General features: G+C 68.9%; 11 protein-coding genes. All 11 read left to right on the top strand.

Annotated elements, in window-relative coordinates; translation table 11 throughout:
• Positions 1-128: 128 nt before the first annotated feature.
• Positions 129-1,151 (top strand): ligase-associated DNA damage response exonuclease, encoded by a 1,023-nt coding sequence (locus D7X99_RS34705; RefSeq protein ID WP_121781512.1) that lies wholly within the window; start codon positions 129-131, stop codon positions 1,149-1,151.
• 3 nt (positions 1,152-1,154) lie between these two features.
• Positions 1,155-2,753 (top strand): ATP-dependent DNA ligase, encoded by a 1,599-nt coding sequence (locus D7X99_RS34710; RefSeq protein WP_121781513.1) that lies wholly within the window; start codon positions 1,155-1,157, stop codon positions 2,751-2,753.
• Complete coding sequence (locus tag D7X99_RS34715; protein WP_121781514.1) at positions 2,740-5,301, top strand: ligase-associated DNA damage response DEXH box helicase; 2,562 nt, start codon at positions 2,740-2,742, stop codon at positions 5,299-5,301. The genes D7X99_RS34710 and D7X99_RS34715 overlap by 14 nt, the downstream gene beginning before the upstream one ends.
• The gene (gene pdeM / locus D7X99_RS34720; protein WP_121781515.1) at positions 5,271-5,924 is read left to right on the top strand and encodes a ligase-associated DNA damage response endonuclease PdeM; all 654 of its coding nucleotides are present in this window, start codon (positions 5,271-5,273) and stop codon (positions 5,922-5,924) included. Before D7X99_RS34715 ends, pdeM begins: the two co-directional genes overlap by 31 nt.
• A gap of 536 nt (positions 5,925-6,460) precedes the next feature.
• Positions 6,461-7,123 (top strand): cytochrome c3 family protein, encoded by a 663-nt coding sequence (locus tag D7X99_RS34725; RefSeq protein ID WP_121781516.1) that lies wholly within the window; start codon positions 6,461-6,463, stop codon positions 7,121-7,123.
• Positions 7,120-10,341 carry a TAT-variant-translocated molybdopterin oxidoreductase gene (locus tag D7X99_RS34730; RefSeq protein WP_121781522.1) on the top strand — a complete coding sequence of 1,074 codons (3,222 nt, stop codon included), beginning with the start codon at positions 7,120-7,122 and terminating at the stop codon, positions 10,339-10,341. The genes D7X99_RS34725 and D7X99_RS34730 overlap by 4 nt, the downstream gene beginning before the upstream one ends.
• Positions 10,342-10,346: 5 nt before the next feature.
• Positions 10,347-11,786, top strand: coding sequence for an NrfD/PsrC family molybdoenzyme membrane anchor subunit (gene nrfD, locus D7X99_RS34735; RefSeq protein WP_121781517.1), 1,440 nt, complete (start codon positions 10,347-10,349; stop codon positions 11,784-11,786).
• Positions 11,787-11,790: 4 nt separating this feature from the next.
• Entirely contained in the window at positions 11,791-12,336 is a 546-nt protein-coding gene (locus D7X99_RS34740) for a DUF3341 domain-containing protein (protein WP_120567452.1), read from the top strand.
• Positions 12,333-12,893, top strand: coding sequence for a cytochrome c (locus D7X99_RS34745; protein ID WP_121781518.1), 561 nt, complete (start codon positions 12,333-12,335; stop codon positions 12,891-12,893). The genes D7X99_RS34740 and D7X99_RS34745 overlap by 4 nt, the downstream gene beginning before the upstream one ends.
• Positions 12,890-14,089, top strand: a complete 1,200-nt coding sequence (locus D7X99_RS34750) for a hypothetical protein (protein WP_121781519.1) — start codon at positions 12,890-12,892, stop codon at positions 14,087-14,089. Before D7X99_RS34745 ends, D7X99_RS34750 begins: the two co-directional genes overlap by 4 nt.
• On the top strand, positions 14,086-14,510 hold a 425-nt coding region (locus tag D7X99_RS34755), incomplete at its 3' end, for a hypothetical protein (RefSeq protein ID WP_121781520.1). The genes D7X99_RS34750 and D7X99_RS34755, both read left to right, overlap by 4 nt.

Below are 14,510 nucleotides of genomic sequence, written 5' to 3' on the forward strand. Positions count from 1 at the left end.
TCCCTGGCTCCGTCGTTTGGAGCGCAAGCAAGGCCAGGACGGACGCCCGCCCCCTTGTCAGCGGAGCGCGCGAGAGGGTCCGGCCGTGGGTGGCCCCTGCTCCAAGGCCTCGTTACCTCTAGAAGACCGTGGCCACCGCGACCCACCAGGAACGAACGCCGCTGGTCTCCGTGACGCCGCAGGGCCTGTACTGCCAGGCGGGGAACTTTCACATCGACCCATGGCGTCCGGTGGAGCGGGCGCTCGTCACGCACGCGCACGGCGACCACGCCCGGAGCGGGAGCAAACGCTACCTGGGGGCAGCTCCCGGACGAGGCCTGTTGCAGCGCCGGCTGGGAGCGGACGCGGTCATCGACACGCTGGAGTACGGCGAGAAGCTGACCGTGGGCGACACCACCGTGAGCTTCCACCCCGCGGGCCATGTGCTGGGCAGCGCGCAGATCCGCGTCGAGCACCGGGGCGAAGTGTGGGTCATCTCCGGCGACTACAAGCGCACGCCGGACCCCACGTGCGCGCCCTTCGAAGTGGTGCGCTGCAACACCTTCATCACCGAGGCGACGTTCGGCCTGCCCATCTACCGTTGGGATGAGACGGACCTCGTGGCCCAGGACATCCTGCGTTGGTGGGACGCGAACCGCGAAGCGGGCCGCTCAGCGGTTCTGTTCTGCTACGCGCTGGGCAAGGCACAGCGCCTGTTGGCGGAGCTGGGGAAGCTCACGGACCGGCCGGCCTATGTGCACGGCGCGGTGAACGGGCTCGTCACCGCGTACCGCGAGGCGGGCATCGCGATGCTGCCTACGCAGATGGTGTCGGAGACGGAGAAGGGCACGTCCTTCGCGGGCGCGCTGGTGCTGGCGCCGCCGAGCGCGGCCGGCTCCATGTGGATGCGCCGCTTCGGCGAAGCGGAGACGGGCTTCGCGTCGGGGTGGATGCGCGTGCGAGGCAACCGGCGCCGTCGCGGCTACGACCGGGGCTTCGTGCTCTCCGACCACGCGGACTGGCCGGACCTGCTGCGCACGGTGGCGGACACGCAGGCGGAGAAGGTGCTCGTCACGCACGGCTACACCGACCCCTTGTCGCACTACCTGCGGGAGCGGGGCGTGGATGCCTCGCCGCTCGCCACGCCCTTCGAGGGCGAAGCGGAGGACTGACGCGTGCGAGCCCTGGCCGACCTCTACGACACGCTCGACCAGACGACCTCCACCAACGCGAAGGTGGAGGCGATGACGCGCTACTTCCGGCGGACGCCACCGGAGGACGCGGCCTGGGGCCTGTTCTTCCTCACGGGTCAGAAGCTCAAGCGGCTGCTCACGTCGAAGCTGCTGGTGGGCTGGACGCAGGAGCTCACGGGCATCCCGGGCTGGCTCTTCGACGAGGTCTACGCGTCGGTGGGAGACCTGGCGGAGGTGATTGCCCTGCTGCTCGACGGAGCGAACCTCCCGCCCGAGCACGCCGAAGAGCTTCCCCTCTCACGCTGGTTGGAAGAGCGCCTGCTGCCCCTGCGGGGCCTGGACGCGGCGGAGCAGCGCGAACGAGTCGTGGGCTGGTGGAAGTCCATGCCCCGCCGCGAGCTGTTCCTCCTCAACAAGATGCTCACCGGCGAATTGCGCGTGGGCGTGTCCAACACGCTGGTGGTGCGAGCCATCGCGCAAGTCACAGGCCTGCCCCCGCCCAGCGTGGCGCACCGGATGATGGGCACGTGGACGCCGACGAAGGCGTTCTTCGAACAGCTCGTGGCACCGGACGTATCGGACGGCCACGTGTCGCGCCCATATCCCTATTACCTCGCGTCGCCGCTGGAACAGCCAGCCGAGTCACTGGGCGAACTGAGTGACTGGCTCGTCGAGTGGAAGTGGGACGGCATCCGGGGCCAGCTCATCCGCCGCCAGGGCGAGGTGTTCCTCTGGAGCCGAGGTGAGGAGCTGATCACCGAACGCTTCCCCGAAATCACCGAAGCGGCCCGGGCCCTGCCCGAAGGCACGGTGCTCGACGGCGAGGTGATGGCCTACGAGGACGGAGTCCCCCTGCCCTTCGCCCGGCTCCAGCGCCGCATTGGCAGACAGAAGCTCACGCCCAAGGTGTTGGCGGAGGCCCCCGCCGCGTTCGTCGTCTACGACCTGCTGGAGCAGGACGGAAAGGACTTGCGAGAGCTGCCCCTGCGCGAGCGCCGCGCGAGGCTGGAGGCCCTGCTCAAGGACCACCCACGCTTCCCCATCTCCCCCACGGTGACGGCCTCTTCGTGGGAGGCGCTGGCGGAGCTCCGCAAGGAGTCGCGAGCCCGCAACGTCGAAGGCTTGATGCTCAAGCGCCTGGACTCGGTGTACCAGACGGGGCGCAAGCGCGGCGATTGGTGGAAGTGGAAGATCGACCCGTACACGGTGGACGCGGTGCTGCTCTACGCGCATCCAGGTCACGGCCGGCGCTCGTCGCTCTACACGGACTACACCTTCGCGGTGTGGAACGGCGAGGACCTGCTCCCGGTGACGAAGGCCTACTCGGGCCTCACCGACGAGGAGATAGGCCGGCTCGACCGGTGGATCCGCGCCCACACGCGGGAGAAGTTCGGCCCGGTGCGCTCGGTGGATCCGGAGCAGGTGTTCGAGTTGCACTTCGAAGCCATCGCCCCGTCCCCACGTCACAAGTCGGGCGTCGCCCTGCGCTTCCCACGCATCGCCCGCTGGCGCGCGGACAAGACGGCCAGGGACGCGGACACGCTCGACTCACTGAAGGGGCTGCTGCATGCAGCCCACTAAGCCCCGCCGCAATCACATGCGCGGCAAGCACGCGCCGGAAAAGCAGACCGAATCACCGAAGCCCACAAGGGCACGCGCGAAGCGTCCCGCGCCCCGGAGCCCATCCCCATACAAAGGCACGCCGCTGGCTCAACTCCGCCAGTGGTTCGCCTCCAAGGGCTGGACGCCCTATGCCTTCCAGGAAGAAGCGTGGGCCGCCTACGCGAGAGGAGACAGCGGCCTCATCCACGTGCCCACCGGCGCGGGGAAGACATACGCGGCATACCTCGGCCCGCTGGCGGACGTAGCGGAGCGCAATCAGAAGGGCCTTCAAGTCCTCTACCTCACGCCACTGCGAGCCGTGTCGCGTGACGTGGAGCAGGCCCTGCGCGAACCGCTGATGGCATTGGACGCGGACCTGGAGGTGGAGAGCCGCACGGGCGACACGTCCTCTTCCGTGCGACAACGTCAGCGCGAGCGTCTGCCTCAGGTGCTCATCACCACGCCGGAGTCCCTGTCGCTCCTCCTGACCCAGGAGCAGGCCGCGGAGAACTTCGCCTCACTGCGCGCCGTCATCGTGGACGAGTGGCACGAACTCCTCGCATCCAAGCGAGGCACCCAGGTGGAACTGGCCCTGGCCCGCCTGCGCCAGTTCGCTCCGAGCCTGCGCATCTGGGCGCTGTCCGCCACGCTCGCCAACCTGGAAGAGGCCGCGCGCACCGTCGTGGGCACGGACCGCAAGCCCACGCTGGTCCGCGCGGACCTGCAGCGCCCGGTGCACGTGGAGACGCTGCTGCCAGAGGAGGTGGACACCTTCCCGTGGGCCGGGCACCTGGGCTTCACCATGCTCCCACGCGTGGCGGACTGGCTGGACCCCACGCAGTCCACACTCCTCTTCACCAACACCCGCTCACAGGCGGAGCGCTGGTTCGAAGGTCTGCGCTTCCTGCGCCCTGAATGGGAACACCTGCTCGCGCTGCATCACGGTTCCATCGACCGCGAGGAGCGAGAGCGCGTGGAAGGAGGACTCAAGGACGGAAGCCTGCGCCTCGTCGTGTGCACATCGTCGCTGGACCTGGGCGTGGACTTCGGCCCGGTGGAGCGAGTCATCCAGATAGGCAGTCCCAAGGGCATCGGCCGCACGCTCCAACGCGCGGGCCGCAGCGCGCACCGCCCCGGAGCCACGTGCCGCATCCTCTTCGTCCCCACGCACGCGCTCGAACTGGTGGAGATGGCCGCCGCCCGAGACGCCATCGCGCGCCGCGAGATAGAGCCACGCACGCCCCTGTCCAAGCCGCTCGACGTGCTGGCCCAGCACCTGGTGACGTGCGCGCTGGGAGGAGGCTTCACCCGCGAGGCCCTGCGCGACGAGGTCCGCACCGCCACGAGCTACGCGTCCCTCACCGATGAGGAGTTCGACCAGGCCCTCACCCTGGTGCGAGAAGGCGGCCCCACGCTGCGCGCCTACCCGGAGTTCCGCCGCGTGGTGGAGGTGGACGGCCGCTTCCGCGTGCCCGACGCGCGCCTCGCCCGGCTGCACCGGCTCAACATCGGCACCATCACGTCGGACGCGTCCGTGCAGCTGCGCTACTGGAGCGGCGGCACCCTGGGCACGGTGGAGGAGTCCTACGTCAGCCGCCTGAAGCCCGGGGACACCTTCCTCTTCGCGGGCCGCCGGCTGGAGTTCAGCCGCTTCAAGGACATGACGGCGTACGTGAAGCCCGCGAAGGCCAAGGCCACCCAGACGCCGCGCTGGGGCGGCAGCCGCCTGCCCCTGTCCACCTCGCTCGCGTCCGCGATGCGCCGCACGCTGGAGGCCGCACGCCAGGGCGACGTCACCCGGGACGAGGTCGCCGCCGCGTGGCCCATCCTCGACGCGCAGGCCCGCCTGTCCCGCATCCCCGGCGACGGCGGATGTCTGGCGGAGATCTGCCGCACGCGGGACGGCTACCACCTCTTCCTGTATCCCTTTGAAGGAAGGCTCGTGCACGAAGGCCTGGCAGCGCTCCTCGCCCTGCGCCTCACGCGCCTGCGGAAGGCCACCTTCAGCCTGTCCGTGAACGACTACGGCCTGGAGCTGCTCACCTCCACGCCGTTCCCCTTCGATGAAGCCCTGCGCCCCGCCCTCTTCACCCGCGAGCACCTGGTGGAGGACATCCTGGAGAGCGTGAACCTGAGCGAGCTCGCGCGCCGGCAGTTCCGCGACATCGCCCGCGTGGCCGGGCTGGTGATGCCGGGCCTGCCCGGAGCGCGCAAATCCACCCGCCAGGTCCAGGCCAGCGCCGCGCTCCTCTATGACGTCTTCGTGAAGTACGACCCGGACAACCTCCTCTTGCGCCAGGCGCGCCGCGAGGTCCTGGAGCACCAGTTCGAACAAGGACGGCTCGCGCGCACCCTGGAGCGCCTGGAGGCGCACCCCGTCGAAGTCGTCCACGTCCACCGGCCCTCGCCGCTGGGCTTCCCGCTCGTCGTCGAGCGCATCAGCGCGAGCGTGTCCAACGAATCCCTGCTGGACCGCGTGCAGCGCCTCAAGGAGCGATGGTCCCAGGGCGATGCCAGACCCGCGTAGCGGACGCGGACGTGGAGCTGCTCCCGGAACGGGCCTTGCACTGGCCCCAGGCCGGCGTGCTCGCGGTGGCCGACCTGCATTGGGGCAAGACGGAGTCCTTCCAACAGCACGGCATCCCCCTGCCCCTGGGGGTCCTGGATGACGACCTGGACCGCCTCTCCGCCGCCCTCACCGCCACCAGCGCCCGGCGACTCCTATTGGTGGGGGACCTCGTCCACTCGCGCCAGGGGCTCACCGGCGACGTCATCAGCCGCGTGAATACCTGGCGCGAAGCTCATGCATCACTAGAAGTCGTGCTGATACGCGGCAACCATGACCGCCACGTGCGGACCCTTCCACCCTCCTGGAGGATGGAGGACCGCGCGGAGGTATTAGACGAAGGCCCGTTCCGCTTCGCGCACCATCCGGAGGCGGCCACCGGACGCTACGTCTGGGCCGGGCACCTCCACCCCATGGTGCGGCTGACGGGCGGCGCGGACCGGCTGCGGCTGCCCTGCTTCCACCTGGGCCCCGGCGTGGGAGTCCTGCCCGCGTTCAGCGCCTTCACGGGCGGTATGGACGTGCGGCGGGGAAGGAAGGACCGCGTCTACGCCATCGCCGGCACCGCGGTGGTGGAGGTCTAGCGCCATGAGCCAGGCCAGGCATCGCCGCGTCCTCCGGATCATCGCCACCGACGCCACCTGCGACCCCGACGACACGGACTCCCAGTAGCCCCGCTTCATGCGTGGCGCGGACCGTCGCACCGTGTAGCGCGCGCCCTGAAAGGGATTGATCCCAGAGGGAAGAGTCCCCTCGCGCAATGCTCCCTTCCGATCGCCAGAAGCGGGATTCATCACCGCGCGCCGGCAACTTGTCGCAACCACCCCGGAAGGTGCTAAGCGCTCCTTATTCCCACTCCCCACAGAATGGTTGACACTGCCGTGTTCATGGTTGATGGTCCCGCGCCGCATTGGGTCGGGAAATGCATGAGGGACCCGCTCCCACGGCACCATCCTAGAGGTTCGTTGGACGTGACTGCCTTGCCGTCTGAGCGCCAGGAGCCACCGCCCGCCCGGTCCACCGGGACCGGGACGGCCCCCCTGACTTCCGCGCCGAACGGTTTCCCCGCGTCCACCCCTGCTTCCATGTCGCCTTCAGTCCCCTTGCCCCTGGTCCTGGTATGAGCGGCCCTCTCTTCCCACGTTGGACGAATACGGTGTCGCGCCTGTCGGCCGCGATGCTCCTCGCGGTGCCCGCCATCGCCATCGGCGGCCTCTTGGCCTACGTGCGCAGCCCGCTCGTGACCAATCAGGCGCGCCCGGTGGAACAGCCCATCGAGTTCGACCACCGGCACCACGCCGGTGACGAGCAGATCGACTGTCGCTACTGCCACTGGTCGGTGGAGAAATCCCCGTCGGCGGGCATCCCCTCCACCACCGTGTGCATGTCCTGCCACGCGCAGGTGTGGAACAAGAGCCCGTACCTCACCGAGGTCCGCAAGGCGTTCTTCGCCGACCAGCCCATCCCCTGGGTTCGCGTCCACAACCTGCCGGACTTCGTCTACTTCAACCACTCCATCCACGTGGGCAAGGGCGTTGGCTGCGCCACCTGCCACGGCCGCGTGGACCAGATGGGCGCCATCGAGCAGTCCGCCCCGCTGACGATGAGCTGGTGCCTGGATTGCCACCGCAACCCCGGCCCCAATCTCCGGCCCCAGGAGTTCATCACCAGCATGACCTGGGCGCCCCCCGCGGCGAAGGCGGAGGCCTCGGCCCTCGCCGAGACGCTCATCAAGGAATACGACGTTCACTCGCGCACGAGCTGCTCCACATGCCACCGATGAACACCAAGCCTGACAGCGCGCCCGCGCAGGAAACCCCCTCGTCCTTCGCGCTCCCGGTCGTCTCGGGCCGCAACGAGGCCGCCCCCCACGCGCACTCCCACGACGATGTCGTGGGTGAAGCGCTCGAGCACGCCTCCACCCGCGCCGTTGCCGCGGAGGGCGCGTACGGCAAGACGTACTGGCTCGGCCTGGAGGAGAAGCTCGCCACGCCGGAGTTCCTGGAGGAGACCCGCCCGGAATTCCCCGTCGGCGCGGACCTTCCCCCCACCGGCTTCGCCCGCCGCGAGTTCATGCAGCTGATGGGCGCGTCGCTCGCCCTGGCTGGCGCCACCGCGTGCAGCACCCGTCCGCAGGATGAGCGGATGGTGGCGTACACGAAGACGCCGCCGGAAGTGACCCCGGGCAACCCGCTGCACTACGCGTCCGGCATGACGCTCGGAGGCCACACCTCCGGCCTGCTGATCACCGCGCGCGAAGGCCGCCCGGTGAAGGTCGAAGGCAACCCCCAGCACCCCATCAACCAGGGCGCTGCCGGCGTCTTCGAGCAGGCGTTCCTGCTCTCGCTCTATGACCCGCAGCGCGCCCGCGTGCTGCGCCAGGGCAACAACCCCCGCTCGCTGCGCGTTCTGGCCGAGGACATCTCCTCCCTCGTCAGCCAGAGGGCCGTGGCCGACGGTGGCAGCCGCCTGCGCTTCCTCACGGAGCCCATCAGCTCCCCGATGCTGCGCGACGTGACGGGCCGCATCCAGAAGAAGCTGCCCAACGCGCGCTTCCACGCGTTCGCGTCCATCACGGACTCCGCCGCCGGCGAGGCGAACCGCGCGCTGTTCGGCCAGCCGGTCCAGGCCCTCTACGACCTGACCCGCGCGGACGTCATCGTCTCCCTGGACGCGGACTTCCTGGAGAGCCGCCCGGAGAACCTGGCCCTCAACCGCCAGTTCGCGGACCGCCGCGACCCGAAGAACGGCGAGCTCAACCGCCTGTACGTCGCCGAATCGCGCATGTCGATCACCGGCGGCATGGCGGACCACCGCAAGCGCGTGAAGTCCTCCGAGGTCTTCGCCGTCGCCGCCGCGCTGGCGCAGGCCGTGGGTGGCGCCGCCGCCAGCCTGGGCGCCGCCGCGTCCGGCAAGGCCGGCTCGCTGAGCCCGGAGACCCAGTCGTGGGTGCAGGCCGTTGCCCAGGACCTCAAGTCCAAGGCCGGCCGCTCCGTGGTGCTCGCCGGTGAGCGCCAGCCCGCCGCCGTGCACGCGCTGGCGCAGGCCATCAACGCCGCGCTGGGCAACGTGGGCACCACCGTGAAGGTCGTCCCGGCCGCTGCTCCGGAGGCCTCGGGCCTGTCGGAGATCAGCGCCCTGGTCGCGGACATCAAGGCCGGCAAGGTGGACACGCTGGTCATCACCGCCACCAACCCCGTCTACGCCCTGCCGGTGGACGCGGGCCTGGCGGAGGTGCTGGACCCCAAGCAGAACGCCAACCGCAAGGCGCTGTCCGTCCTGTACGCGGGCCACTACGAGGACGAGACCTCCAAGTTCGCCGACTGGTTCGTGCCCCTGGCGCACCAGCTGGAGACCTGGAGCGACGGCCGCGCGGCGGACGGCACCGTCAGCATCGCGCAGCCCCTCATCCAGCCGCTCTTCAACGGCGTGCCGGAAGCGGAGCTGTACGCGCTGTTCCTCGACGAGCCCTTCCGCCCCGCCTACCAGATCCTGCGCGACTACTGGACCGCGCAGGGTGGCGAGGCCGGCCGCGCCGACTTCGAGACCCGCTGGGAGACCTGGGTCTCCGAGGGCGTCGTCCCCGGCAGCGTCGCCTCCGCGCTGACGACCGCGACCCCGGATGCGGGCGCCGCCAACGCGCTGGTCGCCGCCTATCAGCCGCCCGCGGCCGGTGAGCTGGAGATCAACTTCGTCCACGACTACAAGCTGCTGGACGGCCGCTTCGCCAACAACGCGTGGCTCCAGGAGACGCCGGACCCCATCACGAAGATCGTCTGGGACAACGCCGCCATCCTCAGCCCGGCCACGGCCAAGAAGCTGGGCCTGGAGAACGGCCACGTCGCGGAGCTGGAGTACGGCGGCCGCAAGCTGCAGGTCCCCGTCAGCGTCCTCCCCGGCAACGCGGACGACACCGTCACCGTGGCGCTGGGCTACGGCCGCACCGGCCTCCACGAGGTCGTGGCCAAGGGCGTGGGCTTCAACGCCAACCTGCTGCGCACCACGAACGCCCCCTGGTTCGACGGCGGCGCGAAGCTGACCAAGGTCCGCGGCAGCCACAAGTTCTCCCGCACCCAGTACCACTGGCGCATGGAGGGCCGCCCGCTGGCGCTCGACATGTCCGTCAGCGAGCTTGCGCACCCGTCGAAGGAGACGGCGCACACGCTGGAGCGCGTCCAGGCCAAGTACGAGCTGGGCAAGCAGAACAACCTGCCCGACTTCGACTACGCCAAGACGCCGCAGGAGGGCTACAAGTGGGGCATGTCCATCGACCTGTCGCGCTGCACGGGCTGCAACGCGTGCGTCGTGGCGTGCCAGGCGGAGAACAACATCCCCGTCGTCGGCAAGCAGCAGGTGGGCGTCGGCCGTGAGATGAACTGGCTGCGCATCGACCGCTACTTCCAGGGCGATGAGAACGACCCCGCCATGGTCATGCAGCCCGTCGCGTGCGTGCACTGCGAGAAGGCCCCCTGCGAGTACGTCTGCCCGGTGAACGCCACCGTGCACTCGGACGAGGGCCTCAACGACATGGTGTACAACCGCTGCATCGGCACGCGGTACTGCTCCAACAACTGCCCGTACAAGGTCCGCCGCTTCAACTACCTGCACTACACGCAGGGCAAGACGCCGACCGAGAAGATGCTGATGAACCCGGACGTCACGGTGCGCAACCGCGGCGTCATGGAGAAGTGCACCTACTGCGTGCAGCGCATCGAGCGGGTCCGCATCAACGCCCGCGTCGAGAAGCGCCTCATCCAGGAGAAGGAGCTCCAGACGGCGTGCCAGCAGACCTGCCCCACGCAGGCCATCGCCTTCGGCTCCCTGGCGGACCCCGCCCAGCGCGTCACGCAGCTCCACGAGGACGAGCGTGCCTACCGGCTGCTGCACGAGCTGGGCACCCGCCCCCGCACCGCCCACCTCATCCGCCTGCGCAACCCCAACCCTGCCCTCGTGCCCGCCGCCCCTGCTGAAGCCGCGCCGGCGCATGAAGGAGGTCACTGACCGTCATGGCCGAGACCGCACACGCACTCCCGCTCGACCCCCTCGAGCCCCGGGACCTCGTCGCGCCGCACCACGACGACAAGTCCCTCAATGAAACGCTGCTGGACCATGTCTGGCGCAAGCCCGGCAAGGGCTGGTTCATGCTGCTGGGCATCACGTCCGCGGCGCTGGGCCTCCTGGTCGTCGGTGTCACGTACACCCTCGCGCGCGGCATCGGCGTGTGGGGCAACAACCAGCCGGTGGGCTGGGCGTTCGACATCATCAACTTCGTCTGGTGGGTCGGTATCGGCCACGCCGGTACGCTCATCTCCGCCATCCTCCTGCTCTTCCAGCAGAAGTGGCGCACGAGCATCAACCGGTTCGCGGAAGCCATGACGCTGTTCGCGGTCATGTGCGCCGGCCTGTTCCCGCTGCTCCACACGGGCCGTCCCTGGTTCGCCTTCTGGCTGTTCCCCTACCCCAGCACCCTGGGCGCCTGGGCGCAGTTCCGCTCGCCGCTCGTGTGGGACGTGTTCGCCATCTCCACGTACCTCACGGTGTCCGCGCTCTTCTGGTTCGTGGGCCTCATCCCGGACCTGGCGGCCCTGCGTGACTCGTCCAAGGGCAAGCTGCAGCGCACCATCTACGGCCTCTTCGCGCTCGGCTGGCGCGGCTCCGGCCGTCACTGGCACAACTACAAGATTGGCTACCTGCTGCTCGCCGGCCTCTCGACGCCGCTCGTGGTGTCCGTGCACACCATCGTGTCGTTCGACTTCGCCGTGTCCCAGATTCCGGGTTGGCACGCGACCATCTTCCCGCCCTACTTCGTGGCCGGCGCCGTGTTCAGCGGCTTCGCGATGGTCATCACGCTCATCGTCCCCGCCCGCAAGTACCTGGGCCTCCGGGACGTGATTACGGACCGCCACCTGGAGAACATGAACAAGGTCATCCTCGCGACGGGCCTCATCGTGTCCTACGGGTACATGATGGAGCACTTCATCGCCTGGTACTCCATGAACCAGTACGAGTTCTGGACCTTCTACGTGAACCGCGCCACGGGCCCCTACGCCGGCGTGTACTGGCTGATGATCACCTGCAACGTGGTCACCCCGAACATCTTCTGGTTCAAGAAGGCCCGCACCAGCATCCCCATCATGTGGGTGGCGTCCATCGCGGTGAACATCGGCATGTGGTGCGAGCGCTTCATCATCATCGTGACGTCGCTGTCGCAGGACTTCCTGCCCTCGTCGTGGGACATCTACACGCCGACCTGGGTGGACTGGTGCATCTACATCGGCACGCTGGGCCTGTTCGGCACCCTGTTCCTCCTGTTCCTCAAGTTCGTTCCCGCCGTCGCGGTGAGCGAGGTGAAGGAGCTCCAGCTGGAGCTCAAGCACGCCGCCCACGCCGCCCATGGCAACGGACACCACGGCTCGGACGCCGCGGCCACCCACGGAGCGCACTAGCATCATGGAAGCCAAGGTCCTTGATTCCTGGGTGATGGCCGAGTTCGCCACCCCGGAAGCCCTCGTCTCCGCCACGCAGCAGATGCGCGAGAAGGGCTTCCAGGGGATGGACACCTACTCCCCGTACCCGCTGCACGGCGGGTCGGAGGCCCTCGGTCTGCCGCCCTCTCGCATGCCCTTCATCGCCCTGGGCGGCGGCCTCACCGGCATGGTGACCGCCCTCACGATGCAGACGTGGATGAACACCGTCGACTACCCGCTCAACGTCGGCGGCCGTCCGCTGCTGAGCCTCCCGGCCTGGGTGCCCATCACGTTCGAGTTGAGCGTGCTGTTCGCCGCGTTCGGCATCTTTTTCGGCCTGCTCGGCCTGAGCAAGCTGCCGCAGCCCTACCACCCGGCCTTCGAGTCGGAAGAGTTCCGCAGCGCGTCCACGCACGGCTTCTGGCTGAGCATCCCGCACCCCACGGGAACGGACGCCGCGGACGTCAAGAACCAGCTGACGGCCCTGGGCGCGACCCACGTGACCGTCGTGTCGGGAGAGAACGAATGAGGTGGCTCATCCCCGCCGCCGGGCTCGCCGCGCTCACGGGCTGCAATGTCAGCTCTGAGTTCCTCCAGCGCATGGAGCACCAGGCCAAGTACGAGTACTACGAGACGTCCGAGTTCTGGCCGGACGGGCGCGCCATGCGCGTGCCCCCCGCCGGCACCGTCCCGCGCGAGCGGCCGGTGGGCAACCCGGGCATCTCCACGGGCCGCGCCAACGGCGTGGCCGTGAACGCCATCCCGCTGCCGGTGGACAAGCACCTGCTGGAGCTTGGCCAGAAGAAGTACAACATCGTCTGCTCGCAGTGTCATGGCGTGCTCGGCGACGGCAACAGCGTCGTCGCGGAGAACATGGCGCTGCGCCTGCCGCCGTCCCTGCTGGAGCTCGCGGACAAGCCGGCCGGCCACTTCTACACCGCCATCAACGAGGGCTACGGCGTCATGCCGTCCTTCTCGGGTGAGCTCGACACGCGTGAGCGCTGGGCCGTCGTCGCCTATGTGCGCGCGCTGCAGGCCGCTCGCAGCACCGCCGGGACGCAGCCCGTCCCGCAGGAGAACCGATGACTGCCATGGAGCGCTACACCGGCACGCCCAAGCTGATGGTGCCCGCGTTCGGCCTGGGCGTGGTGGGCCTCGTGCTCACCGCCGTGGGCTTCTTCATGAACCCGGAGGCGACCAGCTTCAGCTACCTCTTGGGCTTCACCTACTGGGTCGGCATCAGCGTGTCCGCCCTCATCATGCTGGCCATCTTCCACACGGCGAAGGCGAAGTGGCCCATCGTCCTGCGCCGCGCCATGGAGACGATGTCCATCGCGGTGCCCGTCTTCGCGGTGCTCATCCTCGCCTTCATCCCCATGATGAAGCACATGTACCCCTGGGTGGATGGCTCGCCGCTGGCCGCCCACATCCACGGCATCGAGGTGGAGCACCTGTCGCATAAGAAGGCCCACTACCTGAACGGGACCTTCTTCTTCGTCCGCCAGGTCATCTACTTCGCGGTGTGGATCTTCGTCTCCCACCGGCTGTACGGCTGGAGCACCCAGCAGGACGAGGTGGGCGGGCTGGAGCTCACCGTCAAGCAGCGCCGCTTCTCCCCGGGCGCCCTGCCCTTCCTGGCGCTGACCATCACCTTCGCGTCCTTCGACTGGCTGATGAGCCTCACCCCGCTGTGGCAGTCCACCATCTTCGGCGTCTACTACTTCGCCGGCAGCTTCCTGGCCGCCTTCTGCGTCCTCACGCTGGCCACCATCCGGGCCCAGGGCAAGGACCTGTACGGCAGCCTGGTGAAGACGCCGCACTACCACAACCTGGGCAAGCTCATCTTCGCCTTCACGGCGTTCTGGGCCTACATCGGCTTCTCCCAGTTCCTGCTGGTGTGGATCGCCAACATCCCGGAAGAGGCCCCCTGGTACGGCCTGCGCATGTACGGCCCGTGGCGTGGCGTGTCCCTGGTCATCTTCTTCGGCCACTTCGTGCTGCCGTTCTTCACGCTGCTGTCACGCAAGCTGAAGGAGAAGACCGGGACCCTGGCCGTGGCCGCCCTCTACATGCTTCTCATGCACGCCGTGGACCTGTATTGGCTCATCTGGCCGGCGTTCTCCGGTGAGGCCGGTCCGACGTTCCACTGGACGCTCATCACGGCCTTCGTGGGCGTGGGCGGAGTCTCGGTGGGTTACGCCCTGTACCGGGCGCGCAACAAGTACACGTTCCCGGTGAAGGACCCCTACATCGCGGAGTCCCTGAGGTACGTGCAGCCATGAAGAAGACCCAGTCCGAAGTCGAATCGCGGGTCATCGTCGGCGCGCATGGCGTCGCCGCCGAGGAAGACCACCTGGTCATGGGGAAGATCGTCGGCGTCGGTGTCGGCGCCATGGTCCTCTTCTTCGTGGGCGCGGTGTGGGCCTGGCGCATCCAGGTCGTCACCACGCAGGATGCCCAGCCGGACGGTCCTCCCCCCCGCCCCGCCGCGGTGGGCCAGTACGAGATTGGCATCGTGAACCAGCGCCTGTTCGAACAGGACTGGCGCGCGGCGGAGAAGCTTGGCGGCCAGCACCAGGCGCTGAAGAACGGCTGGGGTGACCAGCCGGGCGTCACCGCCCACAAGTCGCTGGGGCAGGCCATGGACCAGGTCATCACGACCGAGGCCCAGAAGGCCCGCGAGCCGGCTCCGGCCCCCACGCC

Source organism: Corallococcus sp. AB032C (assembly GCF_003668935.1).
GTDB classification, from domain to species: Bacteria; Myxococcota; Myxococcia; order Myxococcales; family Myxococcaceae; genus Corallococcus; species Corallococcus exiguus.

What these genes read in the sequence shown, in the direction of transcription:
- pdeM (WP_121781515.1), top strand. Translation starts at nt 5,271, where the DNA reads ATGGTCCCAGGGCGATGCCAGACCCGCGTAGCGGACGCGGACGTGGAG.
- nrfD (WP_121781517.1), top strand. Translation starts at nt 10,347, where the DNA reads ATGGCCGAGACCGCACACGCACTCCCGCTCGACCCCCTCGAGCCCCGG.
- D7X99_RS34725 (WP_121781516.1), top strand. Translation starts at nt 6,461, where the DNA reads ATGAGCGGCCCTCTCTTCCCACGTTGGACGAATACGGTGTCGCGCCTG.
- D7X99_RS34715 (WP_121781514.1), top strand. Translation starts at nt 2,740, where the DNA reads ATGCAGCCCACTAAGCCCCGCCGCAATCACATGCGCGGCAAGCACGCG.
- D7X99_RS34745 (WP_121781518.1), top strand. Translation starts at nt 12,333, where the DNA reads ATGAGGTGGCTCATCCCCGCCGCCGGGCTCGCCGCGCTCACGGGCTGC.
- D7X99_RS34740 (WP_120567452.1), top strand. Translation starts at nt 11,791, where the DNA reads ATGGAAGCCAAGGTCCTTGATTCCTGGGTGATGGCCGAGTTCGCCACC.
- D7X99_RS34730 (WP_121781522.1), top strand. Translation starts at nt 7,120, where the DNA reads ATGAACACCAAGCCTGACAGCGCGCCCGCGCAGGAAACCCCCTCGTCC.
- D7X99_RS34750 (WP_121781519.1), top strand. Translation starts at nt 12,890, where the DNA reads ATGACTGCCATGGAGCGCTACACCGGCACGCCCAAGCTGATGGTGCCC.